General features: G+C 45.3%; 18 protein-coding genes and 1 tRNA gene. 1 reads left to right on the top strand and 18 read right to left on the bottom strand.

Translation table 11 applies throughout. The features are described 5' to 3' along the window. Positions 1–151: 151 nt before the first annotated feature. The 14 genes from pheT to ilvB all read right to left on the bottom strand — a co-directional run bounded on the left by pheT (position 152) and on the right by ilvB (position 19,595). Positions 152–2,599: a phenylalanine--tRNA ligase subunit beta gene (pheT, locus tag ACUC6J_RS07265; RefSeq protein ID WP_290403398.1), complete on the bottom strand. Its 2,448-nt coding sequence runs from the start codon at positions 2,597–2,599 to the stop codon at positions 152–154. Positions 2,600–2,627: 28 nt separating this feature from the next. Further along, positions 2,628–3,659, bottom strand: a complete 1,032-nt coding sequence (gene pheS / locus ACUC6J_RS07260) for a phenylalanine--tRNA ligase subunit alpha (protein ID WP_016820540.1) — start codon at positions 3,657–3,659, stop codon at positions 2,628–2,630. A 448-nt stretch (positions 3,660–4,107) separates the two neighbouring features. Next, positions 4,108–5,958: a ribosomal protection-like ABC-F family protein gene (abc-f, locus tag ACUC6J_RS07255; protein ID WP_447249989.1), complete on the bottom strand. Its 1,851-nt coding sequence runs from the start codon at positions 5,956–5,958 to the stop codon at positions 4,108–4,110. Between the two features lie 361 nt (positions 5,959–6,319). Next, positions 6,320–7,357, bottom strand: a complete 1,038-nt coding sequence (locus ACUC6J_RS07250; protein ID WP_019686694.1) for a pectate lyase family protein — start codon at positions 7,355–7,357, stop codon at positions 6,320–6,322. Between the two features lie 264 nt (positions 7,358–7,621). After that, positions 7,622–7,692, bottom strand: a tRNA-Gly gene (locus tag ACUC6J_RS07245). Between the two features lie 107 nt (positions 7,693–7,799). Further along, positions 7,800–9,941: a putative bifunctional diguanylate cyclase/phosphodiesterase gene (locus ACUC6J_RS07240; protein WP_447249988.1), complete on the bottom strand. Its 2,142-nt coding sequence runs from the start codon at positions 9,939–9,941 to the stop codon at positions 7,800–7,802. A gap of 341 nt (positions 9,942–10,282) precedes the next feature. Further along, positions 10,283–11,386, bottom strand: a complete 1,104-nt coding sequence (locus tag ACUC6J_RS07235) for an ATP-binding protein (protein WP_019686642.1) — start codon at positions 11,384–11,386, stop codon at positions 10,283–10,285. Positions 11,387–11,723: 337 nt separating this feature from the next. Beyond that, positions 11,724–12,140 carry a hypothetical protein gene (locus ACUC6J_RS07230; RefSeq protein WP_016820546.1) on the bottom strand — a complete coding sequence of 139 codons (417 nt, stop codon included), beginning with the start codon at positions 12,138–12,140 and terminating at the stop codon, positions 11,724–11,726. Positions 12,141–12,400: 260 nt separating this feature from the next. Next, positions 12,401–12,940, bottom strand: a complete 540-nt coding sequence (locus ACUC6J_RS07225; RefSeq protein WP_013370083.1) for a peroxiredoxin — start codon at positions 12,938–12,940, stop codon at positions 12,401–12,403. 320 nt (positions 12,941–13,260) lie between these two features. Continuing rightward, positions 13,261–14,337, bottom strand: a complete 1,077-nt coding sequence (leuB, locus tag ACUC6J_RS07220; protein WP_025364393.1) for a 3-isopropylmalate dehydrogenase — start codon at positions 14,335–14,337, stop codon at positions 13,261–13,263. 204 nt (positions 14,338–14,541) lie between these two features. Further along, on the bottom strand, positions 14,542–16,083 hold the full coding sequence (locus ACUC6J_RS07215) for a 2-isopropylmalate synthase (protein ID WP_013370081.1): 1,542 nt from the start codon (positions 16,081–16,083) through the stop codon (positions 14,542–14,544). A gap of 124 nt (positions 16,084–16,207) precedes the next feature. Beyond that, positions 16,208–17,200: a ketol-acid reductoisomerase gene (ilvC, locus tag ACUC6J_RS07210; protein ID WP_013309387.1), complete on the bottom strand. Its 993-nt coding sequence runs from the start codon at positions 17,198–17,200 to the stop codon at positions 16,208–16,210. A 162-nt stretch (positions 17,201–17,362) separates the two neighbouring features. Beyond that, positions 17,363–17,848: an acetolactate synthase small subunit gene (gene ilvN / locus ACUC6J_RS07205; protein ID WP_016820552.1), complete on the bottom strand. Its 486-nt coding sequence runs from the start codon at positions 17,846–17,848 to the stop codon at positions 17,363–17,365. A gap of 1 nt (position 17,849) precedes the next feature. Next, positions 17,850–19,595, bottom strand: coding sequence for a biosynthetic-type acetolactate synthase large subunit (gene ilvB, locus ACUC6J_RS07200; RefSeq protein ID WP_447249987.1), 1,746 nt, complete (start codon positions 19,593–19,595; stop codon positions 17,850–17,852). A gap of 613 nt (positions 19,596–20,208) precedes the next feature. Between ilvB and ACUC6J_RS07195 the strand changes: the two genes are divergently transcribed. Next, on the top strand, positions 20,209–20,649 hold the full coding sequence (locus ACUC6J_RS07195; protein ID WP_016820557.1) for a GNAT family N-acetyltransferase: 441 nt from the start codon (positions 20,209–20,211) through the stop codon (positions 20,647–20,649). A 34-nt stretch (positions 20,650–20,683) separates the two neighbouring features. On the opposite strand, the gene ACUC6J_RS07190 is transcribed toward ACUC6J_RS07195, so the two are convergent. The 4 genes from ACUC6J_RS07190 to ACUC6J_RS07175 all read right to left on the bottom strand — a co-directional run bounded on the left by ACUC6J_RS07190 (position 20,684) and on the right by ACUC6J_RS07175 (position 24,864). Further along, positions 20,684–21,034 carry a hypothetical protein gene (locus ACUC6J_RS07190; protein ID WP_017426630.1) on the bottom strand — a complete coding sequence of 117 codons (351 nt, stop codon included), beginning with the start codon at positions 21,032–21,034 and terminating at the stop codon, positions 20,684–20,686. Positions 21,035–21,292: 258 nt separating this feature from the next. Continuing rightward, positions 21,293–22,252, bottom strand: coding sequence for an ABC transporter permease (locus ACUC6J_RS07185; protein WP_010349245.1), 960 nt, complete (start codon positions 22,250–22,252; stop codon positions 21,293–21,295). Position 22,253: 1 nt separating this feature from the next. Beyond that, positions 22,254–23,333: an ABC transporter permease gene (locus ACUC6J_RS07180; protein ID WP_016820564.1), complete on the bottom strand. Its 1,080-nt coding sequence runs from the start codon at positions 23,331–23,333 to the stop codon at positions 22,254–22,256. Beyond that, on the bottom strand, positions 23,326–24,864 hold the full coding sequence (locus tag ACUC6J_RS07175; RefSeq protein WP_025364391.1) for an ABC transporter ATP-binding protein: 1,539 nt from the start codon (positions 24,862–24,864) through the stop codon (positions 23,326–23,328). The genes ACUC6J_RS07180 and ACUC6J_RS07175 overlap by 8 nt, the downstream gene beginning before the upstream one ends. Positions 24,865–24,999 lie beyond the last annotated feature (135 nt).

The following is a 24,999-nucleotide window of genomic DNA, read 5'->3' as shown; positions in this document are numbered from 1 at the left end:
GGTAACCCGCCTTCCGTGAAGCGTTCAACCTTATTAGTCCGGCTTCCCCGCAGCGGGTGAATATCAGAGTAGAGAGCTTCTATGATGATAGGCCAAAAAGCCGTATCGAACCTCTGTCACTAAGATTCGATACGGCTTCCCGCATTTCCTGCTACTTTCTCAATTCCGCTCCAAAAGTTTGTTCTAGAGACGTAACGACAGGAGAATGCGCCGCATTAATCTCTTCATCCGTCAACGTATGCTCCCAATGACGATAGGTCAGGGAAATAGCCACGCTCTTCTTGTCTTCACCAAGCTTGCTGCCTGTAAATACATCAAACACCCGTGCATCCTGCAACAGTTCTCCGCCTGCAGCGTGAATAACACGAAGCAGTTCACCTGCCTCAACGTCTTTATTCACCACGAGGGCAATGTCACGTTCCACGGACGGGAAGCGAGCCAGCTCTCTGAACTGAATATGGGAGTTTGCGTGCTCAACGAGCTGTTGCAACGCGATTTCAGCTACATACGTATCGTTCAGCCCATAGGACTGTTGCAGTTCAGGATGAATCTGCCCAACTGTACCGATCCGTTGGGAGTTTCCGTTCACATCCAGCCATACCGAAGCGGAACGTCCTGGGTGGTAGCTTTGCGGCTGGTCAGCCACATAGCGAATGCTGGCACTTAGTCCAAAATAGTCGAACACTGTTTCAAGCGCACCTTTAATATCAAAGAAGTCGACCTTTTCGGCTCCGATGTTCCATTGTTTTTCACGGCGCACTCCAGTCAGCAGCAGACTCAGCACTTGAATTTCCTGCGGCTGGCGGGTTAAGGTTTGCTCTTCTGTATAAAATACAGTTCCCATCTCAAAAATCGCCAGATTATCTTGCTTCCGATTCATGTTGTACACCGCTGTATCCAGCATTTGCGGAATGATGCTTGTACGCAATACACTACGGTCTTCGCTCATAGGCATAGCCAAACGTACCGGATGGGTGCCTTCTGTCAGAGCATTAAATAAAGCTGTGCTTTGCGGATGCACAAAAGAGTAACTGATCGTTTCCTGCCAGCCACCATGAGCCAGCAATCTGCGCAAGGAACGACGCAGGGACTGCGATGCCGTCAAAGCTCCTGGAGTTGTCGGTCCCTCAATAGGCGTGGTTGGGATATTGTCATAACCATACAAACGTGCTACTTCTTCGATTAAGTCCACATCAATGGTAATATCTCCACGGCGTGTAGGTACTTCAACTTCCAGCACCCCTGGCTCTGTGTCGCCGCATCCGAAATGAAGTCTACCAAAAATCGTCTTCACCTCAAGCAGGGACAGTTCGGTTCCCAAATATCGATTTATTTTATCTAGCGACAGCTTGATAATATGATTTTCAGCTTTTGCGGAAGCAGACTCTACAATACCCTGGTGTACAGTGCCCCCTGCATAACGCTGAATCAGCGCAGCTGCACGATTTACAGCAGGTATAACAGCTCCTGGATCAACTTCTTTTTCAAAACGCAGACTTGCTTCCGAACGCAGTCCCAGTTGGCGGGATGTTTTACGAACGGTACCGCCGTCAAACTTCGCAGATTCCAACGCAATGCTAACCGTCGCATCCGTAACCTCAGAGTTGGCTCCACCCATCACGCCTGCCAATGCAATCGGCTTTACACCGTCTGTGATCAACAGCATATGTGGTTCCAGCTTACGCTCCTGATCGTCAAGTGTAATCAAAGTTTCGCCTGTACGAGCAAGTCGCACCTCAATATTTCCATTTTCCAGCTTATCCGCATCAAAAGCATGCAACGGCTGACCATATTCCAGCATAACGTAGTTCGTAATATCTACGATATTGTTGATCGGACGAACACCTGCCGCCATCAGACGGTTTTGAATCCATAACGGTGAAGGGCCCACCTTAACACCTGTGATATAACGCGCTGCATAGTGTGTGCACAGTTCAGGAGTATCTACCTTAACGGACAAGTGATCTGCCGCAGCATCGCTAATTTCCACCAGATCCTTAGCAGGGTCAGCGAGCGAAATGTCACGTCCTAGAATGGCACTTACTTCATATGCAGCTCCATGCATACTCAGGCAATCCGAGCGGTTGGGTGTCAAATCAAAATCCAGCACTTGATCATCCAGAGCAAGCAGCTTCGTAATTGGCGTACCAATTTCAGCATCCTCTGGCAGCACCAAAATGCCTTCCTGCAATTCTTTTGGCAATAGCTTATCATTCATGCCCAGTTCTTTGGCCGAGCAGATCATGCCCATGGACACAACACCACGCAGCTTGGCCTTTTTAATATGGAAATCTCCTGGTAGCTTGGCACCTACAACTGCAACAGGAACCTTTTGACCTGCATCCACGTTCTTGGCACCACACACAATTTGCAAGTCTTCTCCCTGACCCGCATCGACAATACACACATTCAGCTTATCCGCATCCGGGTGCTTTTCCTTGCTTTTGACATAGCCTACAACGACGCCAGTAATTCCTTGGTTACGATGTTCAACTTCATCAATTTCAATGCCCGAACGGGTGATTTTTTCTGCTAGCTCCTCCGCACTCACTTGATCCAGTGATACATACTCGGACAGCCACTCGAATGATACTTTCATATGGGTTCACTTCCCTTGATATAGTTGTTTATTGACGCGCAAACTGCTTCAAGAACGACAGATCGCTGTTATAAAAATGGCGAATATCGTCAATGCCGTATTTCAAAATGGCTATCCGTTCTACACCCATACCGAATGCAAAGCCACTGTACACCTCGGGATCAAAACCACCCATTTCCAGCACTTTCGGATGCACCATACCACAGCCCAAAATTTCAATCCACACGCGCTCGCCGTTTTTCTTCACAAAAGTCACGTCTACTTCAGCACTTGGCTCGGTGAACGGAAAGAAGCTTGGGCGCAAGCGGATTTCGGTCGATTCCCCGAACATTTCGCGTGCAAATTGCAGCAAGGTTCCTTTCAAATCACTCATACGAATGTCTTTTCCAATCACAAGGCCTTCAATTTGGTGGAATTGGAAGGAATGCGTTGCATCGTCATCATCACGTCGGAATACCGTACCCGGACAAATCACCTTAATAGGCGTTTCACCCTTCATCGCCTCCATCGCGCGAATCTGAACTGGTGACGTATGAGTACGCATCAACAGATCCTCGGTCAGGTAAAATGAATCCTGCATATCACGTGCCGGGTGGTTTTTAGGCAGATTCAAAGCTTCGAAGTTATAATAATCGGTCTCTGCCTGTGGTCCCTCAGCCACTCGATATCCCATACCTGTAAAAATATCTTCGATTTGCTCGATCACTTTGTTAAGTGGGTGGAGCCCGCCTTGCGGCATTGCGCGTCCAGGCAACGTAACGTCGATTTTTTCTGCTTGCAGGCGCTCATTCGTTTCTGCTTTCGTGAACTCGTCCTGCTTACGGTTAACGACCTCTTCAATCGCCTCACGCACCTCATTGGCTACCTGGCCAACAACTGGACGCTCTTCCGCACTCAGCTTGCCCATACCGCGCAAAATTTCGGTCAGTGCACCCTTTTTACCCGAATATTTAACTCGTAGATCAGCCAGCTCCTTGGGTGTTTCCACCTTCTCCAATACTTCCAGTGCTTCTTCCTTCAAGGCCAGCAAATGTTCCTTCATTTGGATGGTTTCGCTCATCGCCTGTTCAGTCCCCTTTCTTCATATCCAGCTTTTCAGACAACAAAAAAAGGTCTTTTCTCCCGAAAAGGGACGAAAAGACCGTGGTACCACCCTCGTTAGACAATGAAGTTCAGCTACCCGACGCGTTGCCTTGTGGCAATCAGTACGGGGGTTCATTCATGCTATGCATCATCATCTCGCTCTGCACGTTGTAACGGTCGTGAACCGGTATCCCCTACTTGCACAACCGCCATTTACATGACGCTTGAGGTTCAAGGAACTGCTCCGGAGCGAACTTCAACAGCCCAATATTTGCAGAAACGCTCTCAATCCTACGGCGCTTCCTCCCTGTTCAATCGGACACTGCCTACTCTTCTCCATCAAGACATTTTCTAAATACGAACTATTGTTCATTATTATATGCAAACTACTGCACTTTGGCAAGCAGCGCCTATATTTCATTCCTTCAGATATCGGGATCATTCAACTGATCCAGCTTGGCACGAATGCGCCTGATATCGCTCAAGAGCTCCTCATTTGCTTCACTCGTCCCCGTCATTCCCATCAGTTCGGTAAGACGCAGCTGTAATCGTAGACGTTCCTCCCGCTCTCCCTGATCCTTGGGCTCTCGGATGCTTCTCCGTTCATCTTCTTGTTTTTCGTCGGCCGTCCCCTCGTAGATTTCATATCCGCCCCCCGGCTGCATATCGAGTAATCGAGTTGCCGTACAACGCACCAGCTCCCGGTCATGCGAGACGAGTACCAATGCCCCATCATATCGGCGTAAAGAGTCCTCTACAATTTCACGGGTTTCAATGTCAAAGTAATTCGTCGGTTCATCCAGCACCAGCAGATTGGCTCCACTAAAGTACAGACGCAGAAAAGCTACCCTGCATTTTTCTCCCATACTGAGCGTTCCGATCCTTTTGAATACATCCTCTTTGGCAAATAAAAAACAGCCCAGCACCGTTCTCGCTTCTGTTTGGGTCATGATTGGGAGTGCAAGCAGACTGTCGAGCAACGTCTGATCCTCTGGAAGCTGCTCCAACTCCTGTGAAAAATACCCGATATTCAACTGTGGGTTGGCTGTGATTTTTCCCGTCTTCGGTTCAAGCTGACCTGTTAATAACCGAAGCAGCGTGGTTTTGCCAATTCCATTGGGTCCTCGAACAGCCAAACGATCCCCACGTGCAACGTTCAGATTTAGATTTTTCACGATGACATGGTCGTCGTAGCTAAAGTCAACCTGCTCAGTACGCAGCAAATATTTAGCCTGAAACCCGCTGTCATTTAATTTCATGTGCAAAGACGGAGCTTCACGTGGTTGCTCTATCCTGTTAGCCTCCAGTCGCTCCAATTCCTTCTCCTTTGCATGATAACGGGAAATATTTTTTTTAGCCTTGGCCTTGTAAAAGCTCTGCGTAATGGCCATTTCAACCTTGGATGCGCTGCGATGCGCCTGATGAAACCATTCCCTGTAATTTCGAATCGTTTCCTCCAGCGCCTGTCTCGCCAGTTCCTGCTTCCGATAGCTGGCCTCCTGCTCTCGCAGTTCCCGCTCCTTCTGCGCTTTATATTCCTTATAACCACCTTTATAGCGCTCAATACCTGTGGATGTAAGCTCAACTATACTCGTAGCCACCTGATCCAAAAAGGCTCTGTCATGCGATACAAACAGCAGTGTTCCAGGATACGAGGACAGCCACTGCTCCAGCCAGAGCATACTTTCGGCATCCAAATGGTTGGTTGGCTCATCCAGTACCAGCAGCTTGGGCTGCCTGACCATCAGGCCAGCCAGTCGTATTCTCGTCTTCTGTCCGCCACTCAGATCACCATAAGCAATGGACCACGTCTGTGCAGGCATTCCCATTCGGGTGAGCGCCTTTTCCACCTCAGACTCCCAAGCAAAGCCTTGCAGGCGTTCGTATTCATCCATCAGCTCGCCGTAACGCTCCAGTTGCTGCTCCATATCCTTACCAGCATCGGCTAGGTCAGCTTCCAGCTCTCCCAGCGTTTGCTTGAGACGCCAATGCCGAGGGCTGGCCTGCTGTGCGGCCTCCAGTGCGGTTCGAGACCTATCCACTGTATCCTGCTGCTTCAGCCAGCCTCGCTCTTCCATGGGCAAATCATATTCTACTTGACCGGAGGTTGGCGCTTCATCTCCCAGCAATATTCGTAATAACGTTGTTTTACCGGCTCCATTCCTCCCAAACAACGCGAGCCGTTCTCCTTCCGTCACATCCATCGACACATTCTCAAATATAGATGTCCCGTTCCATTCCTTGACTACATTGCGAACTCGCAAAATGGTTTTCATACCACGATCATCCTTTCCCAGCCCGGTTTTTACACCGGAAGCAATAAAAAAAGCCGCAGAAGGCTGCGGCTTGCATACAGGAAAATAGAATGACTGCTATGAATTATTTCAGAACTTATGCATATGAAAAATAACACCGCGAACGAAAAAAACAAATCCCGTTTCGGAAATATACGCATACGTCCCTACTTTCATTTCAGACACACTTCTCCCGTTGCAGCTTGCAGCCGCCTGCCAGTAACGTGCAGTTGAGTGGGAAAATCAGTGTGCTTACTTCATCGGACGTATGGTTACCTTCCTTTTTATGGGATACTTACTTGCAGTTAGTATAGCAGATCACAATATTTTTGCAATACCAGTTTTATTTTCCAAATACCAACGTTGTATTGGACGAACCTGCATACTTAGTTACAAATTCTTTAGTATATTCAGGGGTTTGAACTTGATAACTGTAGTTCTTGCTCGGATTCCATCGGGTCACAGGCGATTTTTGGTTGGTGATGGCTGGAAAACTACCTACATCTTTAAATTCACCATTGGCTTTATCATCCAGAATACCGCCCTTTTCACTACCTTTTCCAAAATAATTATTTTCGGAATAAATTCGTGCATTGGTTGCTATTGTGTAAGCCAACTGAAAATTATTAATATAATTATTTTTCACATGGAAATATCCATATCTCATCAGACCTGGACCGCGTACAAGTAAGTTTTCAAAATAATTATTAGCAATTGTAATATGCGGCATGCCATCATAATTTTTATTGCTGTCATCTGGATAACCCAGAATAAGGCCATATTTATGATTAGCAAATTTGGAGTTGCTGATGGTTACATAATCAGCCGATTGCCCTATGTACAAAAGCTTGTCCAGATCCGAGCCATTTGCATTATAATTATGTCCTGCAAAAGTAACATGATCAATCCAATAATTTGTGCCCGCAGTAAGATATAGCTGGATATCATCATTACCATTAATGCTGGCGCTGTGCTCAAAAGTTAAATTTTGAAAGATCACATTTCCCGAGTTAGCTGTTGTTTTCAAATGAATATTGATTAGCTTATTTTGCGCATAAGAGCCGATTAGCGATTTGTTGGAACCAATATTGATCACGGTTTTAGAAGAAGCAGAAATATTCTTTTCGATGACCAGAATTTTAGGTGTTGAGTCCCCTAGCTGATTTTTCAATTCGTTTAGATTATTGATATAGATGACCTGACCATTTTTGCCCCCTGTTGTAGCAGGCTTTGAAGCTCCCGTTTCGCTTTTAGCCTGTCCAGCAAAACCAATCATGCCATTCGTCGACGTATTTGGGAAATCAGTCGCAGCGAACGTAGCACTTGCTGAAAAAGTAAAAAACACAAAGGCTAAAGCTAAAAGAAAAGAGATTTTTCTCATCACAGCTACACCATCCTTTTTTTATATTAAATTCCAATTACAAGACTATACTTTTTTCGCAAAATGGTAAATAGTTCTTTTTATCTGTTTATTTTTAGCATATAAGAAAAATATTTAATATTGTATTATTTATCAGCGTGAAAATAGTTCGTAGGAACGCAAAAAGCCGGGATCCCCCATTGGTATCCCGGCTAAAATATATTCTTATTGCAAACAAAATAAAAACCCTTGAGTCACGAGGGTTTCGAAATTTTAAAAATCGTAAGCGGGTGATGGGAATCGAACCCACGCTATCAGCTTGGAAGGCTGAAGTTCTACCATTGAACTACACCCGCATTATATAACATCTTGATTCTTATGTATGACATGCACAAACCTTTGTCAACTAACTGAATCAGGATGGTATTTAGTATAACTTACCTTTTTGTAAAATGCAAGCCTACTAGACGCCATCCTGAGCCAGCCAATTCACAGGTTTACGTAAAAACAATTTTTCAAAAACTTCTGCCGGAATGGGACGGCTAAAATAATACCCCTGACCTTCATGACAATCCTGCGCCTGCAAAAATTGAAGCTGCTCCTCATTCTCCACCCCTTCAGCCGTAACCTTCAGCTTCAAATGGTGAGCCATAGAGGCAATGGTAGATACAATGGCCGCATTTTTGCTGTCAACCAGTACCTCATTTACAAAGGACCGGTCAATTTTCAGACGATCAATCGGAAGATTTTTCAAATAATGCAATGAGCTATAACCCGTTCCAAAATCATCAATACTGATTGCAACACCAATAGCTTTTATTTTTTTCAACTGTTCAAAGGCCCGGTCCTTATCAAAAGTCATACTCTCGGTAATCTCCAGCTCTAAATAGCGTGCCTCCAGTCCCGTATCGGACAAAATGCCCCGAATGACATCAACCAGCTTTTTTTGCTGGAATTGGCGCATGGATAAATTGACCGAAATCGGAATCGATGGATACCCCAGCTCCTGCCACTGCTTATTTTGGAGACATGCCTCACGCAACACCCATTCCCCCAAGGGCACGATCAGGCCACTTTCTTCAGCTACTGGAATAAAATCACCCGGCATCACCATCCCGCGATGAGGATGATTCCAACGTACCAGCGCTTCCAAACTCGTTAGCTCGCCACTTTGCAGGTGGACACGTGGCTGATACACCAATGAAAATTCTTCATTTTCAAGCGCACGCCGCAAATCATTCTCCAACTGGAGTCTTTCATGCGCTCGCATCTGCATCGCACTAGCATACCGCTGAAAATTCACCCCTTGCTCCTTGGCACTATGTACAGCAGTATCCGCCTGTTGAATAAGTTGTTCGCTCTGATTCGCATCCGACGGGTACAAAGCTATGCCAACGCTCACCATCACATGATAAGACTCCCCATTAATATCAAACGGCTGATCGAACAGCTTCACCATATCATCAATACGATTTCTCATGACATCTGAATCTTCGTAGCCCATTAGAAGAAAGGCAAATTCATCTCCACCCATGCTAAAGACCGCTTCACCTTCGCGGCAAAAATGCCCCAAGCGTTCGCCTACCGCATACAGCAAATAATTGCCTGCCGTATGCCCAAGCGAATCATTAATCGCCTTGAAACGATCAATATTTAGCACTAAAAGCGCTACTGTCTCATCAGATTTCAATGAATGGCGCAATATTTTATCCAGGCGCTGGGAAAGACGTCGCCGATTGGGGAGGCCTGTTATATCATCGTTATAAGCAATATGATTAAATTCAGATTCTGCCGCCTGTTTTTCCCGATAAGGAACCAGAACCATAAGCCGGACCAGACCGCTCAACAAATTATAAAACGCAATCACGTTAGTCAAAAGTCCTATAAGATGATTGATATCACTCATTTGCTCAGCAAATAAATAGAACAACTGGCTCACAACACACAGCCCAATCCCACGAACCATAAGCAACATGCCCAATTCCGCGGGGCGAACTTTCCGATATTTTCGTACTCCAAAAATAAATGTGAGTACCAGCAGTATCATGACAACCAGATTCAACGTCCAGCCCAGGTTACCTAATTCGTACCGTATACGTAGATCCGGTAAGCCTGCATCATATGCCTTAATAACTCCTAGAATCAGCAACGTGCAGCCTATCCCTGCCCACAAAGCCACTGTCTTGTATTCAGACTTCGTCTTTCTAAATGGAAGGGAACAAACGAATAAGAGCATGACCGAGGTAAAGGCACGATTTACAAACAGCAGCCACAACGAAATGCCCGGAGACAAAGCAAAGTCCGTCAGGCTTACGAAACTAAACGAAACGATATGAACAAGATAAAGCAGACCAGCCACCAAAAACGTTGGGGCAATAAGAAGTCTCTGCCAGGTTAACTGTTCCAGCAAAACGGACCAGGATTGATAAAAAATAGAAAAACAAATCGCCGCACAGGCAAATCCTATAATCGGATATAACAAGAAAAATACATTATAGGAGTATATTTTATTCAAAGTTACGTGAAATAACTGCACTAAGACAAATAAAACTATGGCGGCAATTCCAATGCCTATCGTTTTTTTTACTTCCAGCCGTATATTCATTCAGCCTCTTCAGCCCCCTGCATATCGGAGATTCCGATCATCTAAGACGTTTGACAGCTTTGGAAGCCGTTGTTTAAGTCTATAGTATCAAAAAAAATGTTGTATTCTGGTATATAATAGCATTTAATCTGTGAAAGGTGAATCATTTTTTTGTTCTATATTCATGAATTTATTTTCGCATTTATGCAAATGCACATGCTTACAGTACCAAAAAAGCGCATCATCTTTTCAGATCATGCGCTTCAGATGACATTTTTCAAATAGGTGATACCTATACCCCAACGCTGCACACCACAACAGAAATAGTATGTACAGGACCCCTCTGCGAAAATCTCATCATATTAGACTACAGGAAGTGTGATTTTAAATTGTGTACCGCTTCCATGTTTACTGTCTACATGAATGAAGCCTCCGTGGTTTTTGATAATACGATAGCTCACAGCCAATCCCAAGCCGGTTCCACTTTCTTTTGTTGTAAAAAAAGGATCGAATAAACGCGCCAATGTATTGTGATCCATACCTAAGCCGTTATCCTCAATGCAAATGTGCACATAAGAGCCCTCAAGCACGGTATGGATATCAATGCATCCCTCTCGTTCCCCGCTGATGCTTTCAATGGCATCCATCGCATTTTTAATCATATTGAGGATAACCTGCTTAATCTGCTTCACGTCAATGGAAACCTTCATGAGCTCATCATTTTCATCCAGTACGATCTGGCAGCCCTTCATCAACGCCTCGCTTTCTGTCAGCATCACTACTTCTTTCAACAGTCCCATCACAGATACAGCCGTTTTTTGTGGAGCAGAAGGCTTGGACGAATTTAAAAACTCATAAATAATGTCGTTCGCACGGTCAATCTCGGTTAAAATAATACGGGCATACTCATCCCTACCCAACTCCACCAAGTGCGGCCGAAGCAATTGAATAAAACCCCGGATTGCAGTAAGCGGGTTACGGATTTCATGGGCGATAGAGGCCGAAATACGTCCCAGCATCGCCAGCTTGTCGTTTTGATACGCCGTTTGCTCAATCTGCTTATAATCCGACACATCCTTTACACTAAACAAGAAATCGCCATCCATCTGATCACCGTAGGTCACTGTTATCAACCAATGCCGACCATACTCATCAATCAACTCATGATAGCGCTTTCTATGAAAGATAGTTTCTTTATAAATCCGCATAATTTTCTTCTTCTTAAACCGACTTAACTCAGGATGATGCAAAATTTGCATCAGGTTGCGACCCGCGAGCGAACTACGTGGTAGCTCCAGTAATCTCGCCATTTGCACGTTAATAAAGGTCAGTACCCCGTCACTGTCAAACAGCATGATACCACTATCCAGGTTCTCCAGTACATTTTCATACTTATTATTGGCGATCTGTGTGGAAGGGCAAGCTCCCACGGTATCAAGCAAGGCTTCTTGGAATTCACTGATCATGCCAGGCTTCCCCCTTGTATCGGAATGATAAACTGGCCGTATCGGACGTGTAATATTCTTGAAGAATAGAAAGGTATCTATCGATTACCCTTCAAATGGTGTAGAAAACAGTTTCAATCAACTCCGACCATTTTTTTCGATTCGAGTCTTATTTTATGATAGACAAGATTAAGGATCACAGTCAATCGGAAAAAGTGTCGAATCCAAATTTTTATCTTATTTTCTTTCGTCATAATATCTGCGCAACATTACCAAAATAAAAAAATAAGTTAAAAATAAGCGCCCTACACACCAAAGAAGCTCTCCAGATTTGAGAGCTTCTTTGGTGTGTAGGATGTCAACTGCCGCTCTTATTATGTTGAAGCCGGGATCGTCTTTGACTCATAACAGCCAGTCTTCTCTTAAGCTCTCCCTGCCATTTCTCATCGTTCATTTGTTTGGCTACCGTCAATAAATCCAGCGACATGTCAATTTGGCGCTTCACAATTTCAACTGCATCTTCACTCTCACGATTTACACAATTTTCAAATATCGTATCATCGTCTTCCATGACATAATCCTGAAAATCAATCTCGGATGCCCCATCTCCATGTGCATACTCAGCCAAAATTTCATACTCATTTTCGACTTTATAATGAACTTCAATGCGACGACATACCGGGCAAAACAGCAAAGGAACATTATGAACTTGGGTGCGGTAATGCTTCAGCGTTCCCTTGGTTCCTACCATGCTTGCTCCACAGCAATAACTCATCCGGGCTCAGCCTCCTCTGAACAAAACCTGTTCTGCCTTGTTTATCTTCTACAATACCTTATTCGCTTTCATCAGGCAAAATTCCTCCAGAACACAACAACATTTCCATAATTATTTGTTACTTCACTCTGTATTACATGAATCAGACAGGCTATTCCTATATCTTCGGCTACATAGTGCAGGCAAGCAAGCCCCCAACAACGGTAAAGTAACCGCTTGTTGGGGGCTTGCTTGTTTAAGTTCAACTTGTAAAGCTAATATTACAGATTTTTATCGCCTGGTTTCCAGTTCATTGGGCACAAGCCACCGGATTGCAAAGCTTGCAGTACACGCAATGTTTCTTCTACACTGCGGCCTACATCGTTGTGGTTAACCACTTGATATTTCAGTTCGCCTTCTGGATCAATGATGAACAAGCCGCGCAATGCAACGCCTTCTTCTTCGATCAGAACGCCATAGTCGCTTGCTGTTTTTTTCGTGATGTCAGAAGCCAATGGGAAGTTCAGTTTGCCCAGACCGTTGTTTTCTTTAGCTGTGTTGATCCATGCTTTGTGGCTGTGCACGGAGTCTACACTGATACCCAAAATTTCAGTATCAAGCTCTTTGAATTGGTCAGCAGCATCGCTCAATGCTGTAATTTCTGTTGGGCATACAAACGTGAAATCCAGTGGATAGAAGAAAAATACGAGCCACTTGCCACGGTAATCGGAAAGTTTCACCGAGCCAAATTCTTGACCGTCTCCAGATACTGTTTCCAATGCAAAATCAGGTGCGGGTCTTCCTACCAATCTTTCTGCCATAATGTGAAATCCTCCTTTAAAATATGTAAGAAAAACACCAATTGTGCTTTCCTCAATCATCTGTATTGTAATAAACAACCTACTTGATAAATGTTATCATTCGCTGAAATCAAAGTCAATATTATAACCATTACTTTTTTATAATTATTTTAAACTAGCTTAAAAATTCACGATTTATTCACATTTGGAGTTTTCTGATAAACAAATAGCTCCTGATTGCTCAGGAGCTACGATGTTAATTATTTGCTGTAAAGTTATACTGTATAACCGGCCTATATAATAGGAAGCTTTTTTTCAGAACGGGTGCGTTTTCGGAGCCTTTAGCGAATAGCTGCTGCAATTAAATCGCCCATTTGGGTAGTCGAGATCGCTTGTGATTTATCCACCGCGATATCTGCCGTACGGTGTCCTGCATCCAGTACCTCAGCTACCGCCTTCTCAATAGCGTCAGCTGCTTTCTCGTACCCGAAGGTGAGGCGGAACATCAAAGCAACGGACAAAATTGTTGCAATAGGATTCGCCAGTCCTTGGCCTGCAATATCAGGCGCCGAGCCGTGCACCGGCTCGTACAGACCGAAGCTGCCTTCTCCCAGTGATGCAGAGGAGAGCATACCGATGGACCCGGTCAGCATAGCTGCTTCATCACTAAGAATGTCACCAAACATATTTTCCGTTACGATGACGTCAAAACTAGATGGACGACGCAACAATTGCATGGCACAGTTATCAACCAATACATGCTCAAGCTCGACATCTGGGTAATCTACAGCGACCCGGTTAACGACTTCACGCCACAAACGGGAAGTTTCCAGTACATTAGCCTTATCCACCGATGCGAGTTTTTTGCGACGTTTTTGTGCAATTTCGAAGGATTGACGAACAATACGCTCTACTTCTGTTACATTATATGCGCAAGTATCGACCGCTTCTTCACCCTGAGCACTCTCTCGTCTGTACTTCTCACCGAAATAAATGCCGCCCGTCAGTTCGCGCACCACGATTAAGTCCGTTCCTTCCAGTACCTCTGGTTTCAAAGTAGATGCGTCCTTAAGACAATCGAAAACGACAGCAGGACGAAGATTTGAAAACAGACCAAGCTCTTTGCGAATACCGAGCAATCCGGTTTCAGGACGAAGCTCCTTAGGATTGTTGTCCCATTGTGGTCCTCCTACCGCTCCCAACAGCACGGCATCTGCAGATTGACATACGGCCAGTGTTTCTTCCGGCAATGGAGTCCCCTTCTTATCAATGGCAATCCCGCCGAACAGCGCATGCTCTGTTTCAAATGAGTGTCCAAACACTTCTTCCGTACGTTTCAAAATTTTCTCTGCCTCTGCGACCACTTCAGGTCCTATTCCGTCTCCCGCTATTACTGCAATCTTTTTAACGTCTGCCATCACGTACACTCCTCTTGTTATACAGCCATACAGCCGTATTTCTCATACCTTCTTTGTAACATAAATAGCAGGGCTTTGACCAAGATATAGAATCTATCAATTCAATAGGCTCAGCCTATAAGCTGATTTTTCCATCAGAGAACAAGAAAACAGGACCGGTAACACCCGATCCTGTCTATATTCATTTCATAGGCATGTATAAACTTAGGATTTATAATCTACGCGATTGCTGTAATTTTTACGCTTGTCGATCAAACCATTCAGTGCATCCACATAAGCTCGTGCACTTGCTTCCAAAATATCAGTGCTTACCCCGCGTCCCTGTACAGATATTCCGTTTTGAGTCAGCACCACATGTACTTCACCTAGAGCGTCCTTGCCATGGGTAACAGATTTGATGGAGTAATCAGAAAGTACAACACTCTCGCTGCTGGCTTGGTCAATCGCATTATAGATCGCATCAACTGAACCATTTCCTTCGGCTTCTGTCTCGATTACTTGACCTTCATCGTTAACCAGACGCACTTGTGCGGAAGGCGTAGCCTTGTTCCCATAAGTTACGAAAATGGTTTCCAGCTTGAAGACTTCAGGTGCATCGGCCAATTTTTCTTCCAGCAATGCCAAGATATCATCATCCGATACTTCCTTCTTCTTATCAGCCAAATCCTTGAACTGACCAAATGCACGATTCAGATCTTCTTCGTTCAATTCGTAGCCCAATTCGACCAAACGCTCACGGAAAGCATGACGCCCTGAATGTTTGCCCAGTACTAGCTTGCTTTCTTTCAGACCGATACTTTCCGGTGTCATAATTTCATAGGTCGTCTTTTCCTTCAGCATGCCGTCTTGGTGAATACCTGATTCGTGCGCAAAAGCGTTAGCACCCACGATCGCCTTGTTGCCCGGCACTACCATCCCCGTCAAACGGCTAACCAAACGGCTCGTACGTGCAATTTCAGACAGTTGCAGAGACGTTTTGGCCTGGAAAAATTCCTGTCTCGTCTCCAGTGCCATGGCTATTTCCTCAATGGCCGTGTTTCCAGCACGTTCACCGATACCGTTAATCGTTCCCTCAATCTGATCTGCACCGTTCAGGATGGCAGCAAGCGTATTAGCAGTAGCCATTCCCAAGTCATTGTGGCAATGTGCACTCAATTGAATCTTCTCCACATCAACCACATTTTGCTTGATATGTTTGAATATATTTCCGTATTCGTATGGTGTTAGGTAACCTACCGTATCTGGAATATTGACGACAGAAGCCCCTTCCTGTACAGCCATGGTGACCATTTCAACCACAAAATCAAGCTCCGTTCGCCCTGCATCCTCCAATGAAAACTCCACTTTTGGCAAATACTTCAATCCATAACGAATGGCTGCACGGGCCGTTTCCAGTACCTGTGCCTTCTCCATCCGCAGCTTATGCTGACGATGAATTGGAGAGGTTGCCAAAAAGATATGGATACACGGGTCCTGTGCTCCCTTAAGTGCCTCGCGAACCGCATCAATATCCTGTTCCCTTGCACGCGAAAGGCCAATAACAGTCGAATTTTTTACAGCTTTTGCTACTGCATTAACAGCCGCGAGATCACCCGGAGAAGCAGCTGGGAACCCAGCCTCCATACGATCGATTCCCAGCTTCTCCAACTGATGAGCGATCTCTACTTTCTCACGAGTATTCAAGTTCACGCCAGGTGACTGTTCTCCGTCTCTCAACGTTGTGTCAAATATATATATTTTGCGCAACCTAACGCACCTCCTCAGGATTTGGACCCTTAAATTACAATGCGGCTCACGCAATAAGCAGGGCCGCATTGTAATTAATATTTATAAATAATTCATGTTGTCGAGCTTATAGTACAAAAGGTTATTACTTTTTGATCCAATGCATCATTTCACGCAATTGTCCGCCCACTACTTCAATCGGATGGTTAGCTTCATTACGACGAGTAGCCGTCAGGAATGCACGTCCAGATTGATTTTCAAGGATGAAGTCACGAGCAAATTTGCCTTGTTGAATGTCAGTCAATACATCCTTCATGGCTTTCTTCGTATCTTCTGTTACCACACGTGGTCCAGTTACATAATCGCCATATTCTGCTGTATTACTGATGGAATCACGCATTGTTGCCAATCCACCTTCATACATCAGGTCAACGATCAGCTTAAGCTCATGCAAGCATTCGAAGTATGCCATCTCAGGAGCATAACCTGCCTCAGTCAATGTTTCAAAGCCCGCTTTTACGAGTGCGCTCACACCGCCACACAATACCGCCTGCTCACCGAACAGGTCCGTCTCCGTTTCTTCACGGAAGGAGGTTTCAATTACGCCCGCACGTGTACAGCCAATGCCTTTTGCGTATGCAAGACCGATCTCCTTGGCTTGACCTGTTGCGTCCTGCTCAATTGCGATCAACCCCGGTACACCAAACCCTTCTACATAGGTACGACGTACCATATGTCCTGGGGATTTTGGAGCAACCAGCAATACATCGCTATCTTTAGGAGCTACGATTTGTCCAAAATGAACATTGAAACCATGGGAGAACAAAAGTGCTGCGCCTTTTTTCAGGTTAGGTTCGATTTCATTTTTGTAGACAGAAGCTTGAGTTTCATCAGGCAACAAAATTTGAACCACATCTGCACGGCTTGTTGCATCAGCTACGTTCAGAACTTCAAAACCGTCGTTTCTTGCGACATCAGCTGATTTGCCTTCACGCAAACCAATAACAACATTTACACCACTGTCACGCAAGTTTTGTGCTTGAGCATGTCCTTGGCTACCGTAACCGATAACGGCCACTGTTTTTCCTTTCAATACGCTAAGTTCTGCATCTTTTTCGTAGTACGTTGTAACTGCCATGGTTAATTTCCTCCTTTTAATTGGACCCTTCATAATGAGCGGGTAGTCCAAGAGACTTCGCCTCTGAATAGCATTTAAAAATCTCTTCGAGCACCCGCTCTTATGCGGGCGGTTCTTTAATGATGTAATGCGCTATAAGCGGTAAATCGTTAAAGCTTCATATTATGCATTGCCACGTATCATAGCTGTAACCCCGGTTCGGGTCAACTCGCGAATACCATAAGGCTTCAACAACTCGATCATTGCATCAATTTTTTCAGTATCACCAATGACCTGAACGATCAAGCTCGTCGTTCCGACATCAATTACAGCTGCTCTGAACGTTTCTACCACGCCCATAATTTCTGGTCGCTGAGGCGGTTCAGCCTTCACCTTAATCATTGCCAATTCCCGAGCAACCATCGGCTTGGAACTGAGATCGATGACCTTGATCACATCAACCAGCTTGTAAAGCTGCTTTTCAATCTGCTCCAGGTTGTTCTCGTCTCCTACAGTCACTATGACCATACGGGATAGACCAGCTTCTTCCGATTGACCGACGGTGATGCTCTCAATGTTAAAGCCACGGCGGCCAAACAGTCCAGATACACGTTGCAAAACGCCGGGATGATCATTTACCAGTACAGCAATGGTATTTTTTGTCGTCATTTTACTCGTCCCCCATCAGCATTTGATCAATGGTCGAACCTTGCGTCACCATCGGATATACATTCTCTTCCTTGCTGACTACAAACTCGACAACGACCGGTCCGGGTGTATCAAGCGCCTCCTGCCAAGCCCGACGTGCTTCTTCCTTATTCGTAGCACGCAGTCCTTTGACACCGTATGCTTCGGCCAGTTTCACAAAATCCGGGCTTCCAGCCAGATCAATGTGACTGTACCGATTGTTATAGATCAATTCTTGCCATTGGCGAACCATTCCAAGTACCTGGTTGTTAATGATTACGATTTTGACCGGAATGTTATTGATTGCACAGATGGCTAATTCCTGCGAACACATCTGCATACCGCCGTCTCCGTTAATCGATATTACCAATCTGTCGGGATTGGCCATCTGAGCGCCGATGGCAGAAGGGAAACCAAATCCCATCGTACCCAGTCCACCCGAGGTAACCCATGAGCGTGGCTGATTGAATTTGTAATACTGTGCTGCCCACATTTGATGCTGTCCTACGTCCGTCGTAATGATTGCTCCGCCCTTGGTCGTTTTATCCAACAATTCGATAACCCATTGTGGCTTAAGCACCGTTTCAGAATCCTTATAAGAATAAGGCTTCTCTGCCTTCCATTGCTGAATTTGCGCTCTCCATGCATCTGCCAGGTCTGCGCGTTTCGCATCCTGATTCAGTAATTCCAAAACTGCCTTCACGTCGCCTACGATTGGAATATCCGCGGCAACATTTTTTCCAATCTCCGCAGGGTCGATATCAATGTGTACGATCTTTGCTTGAGGAGCAAATCCATCCAACTTGCCAGTCACCCGATCATCAAAGCGGGCACCGATACAGATCAGTAAATCTGACTGCTGAATCGCCTGGTTGGAAGTGTATGTTCCGTGCATTCCCGGCATCCCTGTCCAGAGCTCATGTCCACTTGGGAATCCTCCCAATCCAAGCAATGTTGTCGCAATTGGAATTTCCGTTTTACGAACAAACTCGTAAAGTGCTTCATGTCCGCCGGAGTATACAACTCCACCACCTGCCAGAATGAATGGACGTTCTGCTTCGGCAACAGCTTGCGTCAGCTTGTCTAGTTGAATTTTGTTGGGCAACACTTTCGGGTTGTAACCCCGCATGGTCACAGGTTCCGTCTGTGGAACAAACAACGTCTGGGCTGCGGAGACATCCTTCGGAATATCAATCAGTACTGGTCCTTTTCTGCCTGTGTTGGCAATATGAAATGCCTCATGGATGATTCGCGGCAGATCCTCTACATCTCTCACCAGATAGCTGTGCTTCGTAATCGGCATTGTAATTCCCGTGATATCAGCTTCCTGGAAAGCATCTGTACCGATCAGGGAAGATACAACGTTGCCCGTGATGACCACCAACGGCACCGAATCCATATAAGCCGTCGCAATGCCAGTTACCAAGTTTGTTGCTCCAGGTCCGGAAGTCGCGATACAGACACCAACTTTACCGCTTGCCCGTGCATAACCATCTGCCGCATGAATAGCTCCTTGCTCGTGACGAGTGAGGACATGCTTGAAATCCTTGAAGCCGTACATGGCATCATAGATATAAAGCACCGCACCACCAGGATATCCGAAGACACAATCCACTCCCTCCAGCAAAAGGCTACGGAGTAAAATTTCCGAACCTGTAATCACTTCAGGTTTCATCCACTTTTCACGTAATTCATCGGTTGACCTAACTTCAGGAATTTGTGCACTCATTGGTCATCCTCCTTTACAAAATTTACATACAGCTGACATTTGTGAAAACAAAAAAACCTTTCATCCCTAGAACAGACTTGCTGTTACTGAGGGACGAAAGGCTGTAGCTTCCGTGGTACCACCCGTGTTTGCCCGATATTTTGCAATATCGAACCTTAGTAGGTACAGAAATCACAAAGGATCTCCATATCTGACGTCTGTAACGTAGACCGTACGATTTTCCCTAATAGGCGATTCAGCGCACCGTTAATATCATTGGGCCCAAATACTTTTCAGGAAAACAGCTCCAAGGTGAGCTCGTTAAAAAGGGATTTTGGTGAAGCTTGCAGCTAATGCCTCACTCTCTGAACAAAAGAGCCCTAATCACTTCGTCCTCTTCATTGCCGTTGTGTTCATGTCATTCTTTCAAATGTTTAGACACATTATATGTCCCCCATCTGGGATAGTCAATACCCATATTTCATAAAAATTTATGTTTCTCTTCTTAAGCACCTTTGAGTCGCACGCTTGTAAGAGGTGCCCGCATATGATAAAAAAGACCGCACAGTGAGACTTTGTACTCCTCCGAAGCCATGACATATCTTGTTAAAAGGGTAAAAAAGGAGGCCCGTTTATGATTCGCAAACGATGCGCCCAAGATGACAAAATGATCTTTCGTCTAATCGAGCAAGAGCTTGTCCCCCTATCGCATTTAAGTGCCCAGGAAATGGATCAAATACGCAAAGAATTACCCCGGCGCTTAAACCGGGGCATCACTTTTGTAGCTTGCAGACCGGATAATGCACAGGTTGTTGGCTTCATTCATGTTATGCTGCATGGAGAACTATTATACATTGATTTGATCGCAATCTCTTCGGCTCAGCAAGGTAAAAGATACGGAAAAAAGTTGCTGGAGTATGCCGAGCAATATGGCCGATTGCGACGTTGCAAGCGGGCTAAAGTGATGGTGGACGAAGACAATGTGCGAGGGATCCATTTTTATCTACGTCATCAATATCATATGCTACGATACGTGGCTCTAAGCCGATGTCACGAACTCGAAAAGTCACTGTGAAAAATATGGTTTTCGGGCTCAGGATTTTGTAAAACTAAAAAAAGTTAGGGTAAAAAGGATTGCCTACCCCGGGGTAGCCCCCGTCTGTGTACGGTCCATATTGCGGACCATATCCTGGACCTCCATAACCTGGTCCTCCATAACCTGGACCGTAACCACCGTAGGCACCCACGTATGGAGCTGTGCCAATGGCCAGCAAATCAAAAAGCACCAGAGGAATAATCGCTTTCGTGTTTACTTTTTTCTTACGGTTTGGTTGGAGAATCAGTCTGTTACCCGAAATGCGAATCAGCTTGCCACTGACCCGAGAGCCATCCTTACGTGTAGCGAAGATGACTTTGCCGACAAGCTTCTCCACCTGCTTTCTGGTTACTGCCTGTTTCATCGTATTTCCTCCTTCTTTCTCAACGGATGGACAGATTGAACGGCTCCTTGATAGCTCACCACCACCACAAAATAGACTGGAGCTGACAGGGGCCGAGCGTCCGTCCAATCTGCATAGCACAGTCTATTCCATTCAAGCCATAAGCGTATGTTTAAATGCCTGCACAATGTAAAAAAAATCTGGTACCTGCACATGCAGATACCAGATTTTCATATACACCAATATGTGTATTTAAAAACATTAGTTGTCTATGAGTCATTAACGCTTGCTTGGATCATACAGTTGACCCAAAGCGGCCGGAGCACGTGAACGTCCAACTGCCGCTACCAGCACAATAATTGTCAGGAGATACGGCAACATAAAAATAATTTCCTGGGGAATACTTTGCGACCATGCAAACAACTGCACATAGTTGCGAATGGCTTGTGAAAAACCGAAAAACACTGCCGCTCCAAAAGCACCGAGCGGATTCCATTTACCGAAAATCATAGCCGCAATAGCAATATAGCCCTGCCCTGAAACGGTATTATGTGAGAACATATTGGTTGTAGTCAAAGTGATCGTAGCTCCACCAATCCCAGCCAACGCACCACTAATCATAACACCGATGTAACGAAGGCGATTGACTTTGATCCCCACTGTATCGGCTGCACCCGGATGCTCCCCTACTGAACGCAAACGCAAGCCAAACGGAGTTTTATACAAAGTAAAGTAGCCGATAATAACTAATAGAATAGCTAGATATGTCGTTGGATAGGCTTGGAAGAATGCTTTTCCTGCAATCGGAATATCCACAAGATAAGGAATGGATATCTCGTTAAAACCTTGAATTCGACCGGTGTCCCCATCACCCTCAAATAACAGCTTAACCATGTACAGTGTACTACCTGCTGCCAAGAAGTTAATGACAATCCCGCTGATTACCTGATCAGCCTTGAACGTAATAGAGGCTACAGCATGAATTAGCGAAACCAGAATACCGAACACCGCAGCTGACAGCACACCTACCCAAGCCGCAGAGGTGCCACCTAATCCTGCTTGCTCAGCATAAAATCCGCCCACACCTGCCGCAAACGCGCCAAACACCATAAGACCTTCCAGTCCAAGATTCGTTACACCGGATTTTTCCGAAAAAACTCCGCCAAGAGACGCAAAAATAATCGCCGTCGCAAAAACGAGCGTTGTATGGATTAATTCACCAAGTGTTAACCAACTCATTTTACAACACCTTCTCTTTCTTCCGCTTGGAGTAGAGCGGCTTCACAACCCAACGCACAATACCTTGGGCCGCAATGAAGAAAATAATCGAGCCAATAACTACCCGGATAATTTCTGGCGGTACATCCGCGCTAAAGCTCATCCCCGCAGAACCATACGTGAGCGTTCCGAACAAAACAGAACCGAGCAACACACCGAACGGATTATTCATCCCGATCAAAGACACAGCGATACCGTCAAAGCCGGTTCCTGGTGATCCTGCCATGACAGATTGATAATGGAAAACCCCCAGCACCTCAAAGGCACCAGCCAATCCGGCAAAAACACCACTAATAAACATCGCTTTTATGATATTACGATTTACATTCATACCTGCATAGCGGGATGCATCCTGATTAAATCCGACAGCGCGAAGCTCATAGCCCTGCTTTGTTTTCCACATGAAAATATAGAAAAACACTGCCGCCAGCACAGCAATAACTGTGCCCCAATGAACTCGAGCATTCCCCATCATCTGGGACAACCAGTCAATGGAAATAGAAGCGGAAGGTTGGATATCCACAGAGCGATTTTCACCTTCCATAAGTGCGAACTGATTAATTACCAAATTAGCCAAATACAGACCGATCCAGTTCATCATAATACATGTAATAACTTCGTTCACGCCTCGCTTGGCCTTCAAATAGCCAGCAATCGCAGCCCACAAGCCTCCGAAAACAGCTCCTGCGATCACAGCCAGCGGTGCATGAAGGATAGCAGGCAGCCCATGAAGTTTGATACCTACAATCGAAGCAGCTGTCATACCGACCAAAAACTGACCTTCGCCACCGATGTTAAACAACCCGGCACGGGCCGCAAAAGCAAATGCCAAGCCTGTTAAAATCAACGGTGTCATCTCACGGATCGCTTCGCCAAAATTGTAGGAATCTCCGTACACACGGCTAAACAAAGCGGAATAAGCCACAATAGGATCATACCCGCCAATCAACATCACGATAGCACCCAGAATGAGGCCTAGAATAATAGAGACCAGAGCCAGAACAAAGGAGTCTTTTGTGAATATTTTCAATAGGTTAGCCATTCTCTACTCCTTTCTTCACTGCACTTCCTGCCATCATTAGCCCCAGTTCCTGGTCATTCGTTTCTTCAGGCAGCACTTCCCCGACAATCTTACCCTCATAAATAACAGCAATTCGATCGGATACATTCATAATCTCGTCCAGCTCAAAAGAAATGAGCAGTACCGCTTTACCTTGATCCCGCTGAGCAATCAATTGTTTCTGGACAAATTCAATAGCTCCGACATCCAGCCCGCGTGTAGGCTGCGCCGCAATGAGAAGGTCTGGGTTTTTATCAATTTCACGCGCTATGATTGCCTTTTGCTGATTTCCACCAGATAGCGATCTTGCCTTGGTATGAATATCTGGTGTTCTAACATCAAACTTCTCAATAAGACTTTTTGCCTGTTTTTCTATAGCGTCCTTGTTCAAGAAGCCGTTTTTACTGTAAGGCGCCTGATAATACGTCTCCAGCACCATATTTTCACTCATGGAAAAATCGAGCACCAACCCATGCTTATGGCGATCCTCCGGTATATGTGAAACGCCTGCCTCTGAAATTTTGCGCGGTGGCTGATTTGCCAGTTCTGTTCCGAGCAAACGGATACTTCCGCTATCCACCTTGCGCAAGCCTGTCAAAGCTTCTATTAGCTCACTCTGTCCATTGCCGTCTACTCCGGCAATCCCCAAAATCTCGCCGGCCTTAACCTGCAGGTTCAATTCATTCAGAACATGAATGCCATCCTTGTTTTTAGAAATTACTTTGTTCATTTCCAGTACAGTTTGTCCTGGTTGAGCAAGCTTCTTATCCACTTTAAAGGACACACGACGGCCCACCATTTTCTCAGCCAACTCATTTGGTGTTGTTTCAGATGTTTTGACCGTGTCAATAACTTTACCTCGGCGAATAATCGTAACCGTATCTGCAATTTGCATAATTTCTTTGAGTTTATGAGTGATAAGAATAATTGATTTGCCTTCAGCTACTAAGCGCTTCATAATGTCCAGCAACTCAGAGATTTCCTGTGGTGTCAGCACCGCTGTTGGCTCATCAAAAATTAGAATATCTGCACCGCGATAAAGCGTTTTGATAATTTCCACACGCTGCTGCATACCAACAGATATATCCTCAATTTTGGCATTCGGATTTACCTGAAGTCCGTATTGTTCAGACAACCGCTGTACTTCTGCGGCAGCCTTTTTATAATTGATTTTCAGACCTTTACGTGGCTCCGACCCAAGGACAATATTTTCGGTTACGGTAAACGGCTGTACGAGCTTAAAATGCTGATGCACCATGCCGATCCCCAGATCAATTGCCTTATTTGGACTATCAATCTGTACGGGGTTCCCTCCCATTTCAATGGTCCCTTCATCCGGCTGATACAGTCCGAAAAGAATATTCATAAGCGTAGATTTGCCCGCGCCATTCTCACCCAAAAGGGCGTGAATTTCTCCTTTATGCAGCTTGATGCTGATGGAGTCGTTGGCAACGATGCCGGGGAATCGTTTTGTAATTTGCTTTAACTCAACGACGGGGGTCGCTGCATCCATGAGATCACCCTTATACACTTTATAGTATGTGCTCCAATGAGCTGATTTTGACCGTTATAATCTTATAACTCCAGACGTAAGAACAAGGCTAGTCTTATGAACCAGCCTTGTCGCCACCTTTATGTTCTTCACCTA

The organism is Paenibacillus sp. JJ1683, assembly GCF_053006485.1.
The sequence above is the reverse complement of the archived record's forward strand: the minus strand, read 5'-3'. Positions and strand labels throughout refer to the sequence as shown.

What these genes read in the sequence shown, in the direction of transcription:
- pheT (WP_290403398.1), bottom strand. Translation starts at nt 2,599, where the DNA reads ATGAAAGTATCATTCGAGTGGCTGTCCGAGTATGTATCACTGGATCAA.
- pheS (WP_016820540.1), bottom strand. Translation starts at nt 3,659, where the DNA reads ATGAGCGAAACCATCCAAATGAAGGAACATTTGCTGGCCTTGAAGGAA.
- abc-f (WP_447249989.1), bottom strand. Translation starts at nt 5,958, where the DNA reads ATGAAAACCATTTTGCGAGTTCGCAATGTAGTCAAGGAATGGAACGGG.
- ACUC6J_RS07250 (WP_019686694.1), bottom strand. Translation starts at nt 7,357, where the DNA reads ATGAGAAAAATCTCTTTTCTTTTAGCTTTAGCCTTTGTGTTTTTTACT.
- ACUC6J_RS07240 (WP_447249988.1), bottom strand. Translation starts at nt 9,941, where the DNA reads ATGAATATACGGCTGGAAGTAAAAAAAACGATAGGCATTGGAATTGCC.
- ACUC6J_RS07235 (WP_019686642.1), bottom strand. Translation starts at nt 11,386, where the DNA reads ATGATCAGTGAATTCCAAGAAGCCTTGCTTGATACCGTGGGAGCTTGC.
- ACUC6J_RS07230 (WP_016820546.1), bottom strand. Translation starts at nt 12,140, where the DNA reads ATGAGTTATTGCTGTGGAGCAAGCATGGTAGGAACCAAGGGAACGCTG.
- ACUC6J_RS07225 (WP_013370083.1), bottom strand. Translation starts at nt 12,940, where the DNA reads ATGGCAGAAAGATTGGTAGGAAGACCCGCACCTGATTTTGCATTGGAA.
- leuB (WP_025364393.1), bottom strand. Translation starts at nt 14,337, where the DNA reads ATGGCAGACGTTAAAAAGATTGCAGTAATAGCGGGAGACGGAATAGGA.
- ilvC (WP_013309387.1), bottom strand. Translation starts at nt 17,200, where the DNA reads ATGGCAGTTACAACGTACTACGAAAAAGATGCAGAACTTAGCGTATTG.
- ilvN (WP_016820552.1), bottom strand. Translation starts at nt 17,848, where the DNA reads ATGACGACAAAAAATACCATTGCTGTACTGGTAAATGATCATCCCGGC.
- ilvB (WP_447249987.1), bottom strand. Translation starts at nt 19,595, where the DNA reads ATGAGTGCACAAATTCCTGAAGTTAGGTCAACCGATGAATTACGTGAA.
- ACUC6J_RS07195 (WP_016820557.1), top strand. Translation starts at nt 20,209, where the DNA reads ATGATTCGCAAACGATGCGCCCAAGATGACAAAATGATCTTTCGTCTA.
- ACUC6J_RS07190 (WP_017426630.1), bottom strand. Translation starts at nt 21,034, where the DNA reads ATGAAACAGGCAGTAACCAGAAAGCAGGTGGAGAAGCTTGTCGGCAAA.
- ACUC6J_RS07185 (WP_010349245.1), bottom strand. Translation starts at nt 22,252, where the DNA reads ATGAGTTGGTTAACACTTGGTGAATTAATCCATACAACGCTCGTTTTT.
- ACUC6J_RS07180 (WP_016820564.1), bottom strand. Translation starts at nt 23,333, where the DNA reads ATGGCTAACCTATTGAAAATATTCACAAAAGACTCCTTTGTTCTGGCT.
- ACUC6J_RS07175 (WP_025364391.1), bottom strand. Translation starts at nt 24,864, where the DNA reads ATGGATGCAGCGACCCCCGTCGTTGAGTTAAAGCAAATTACAAAACGA.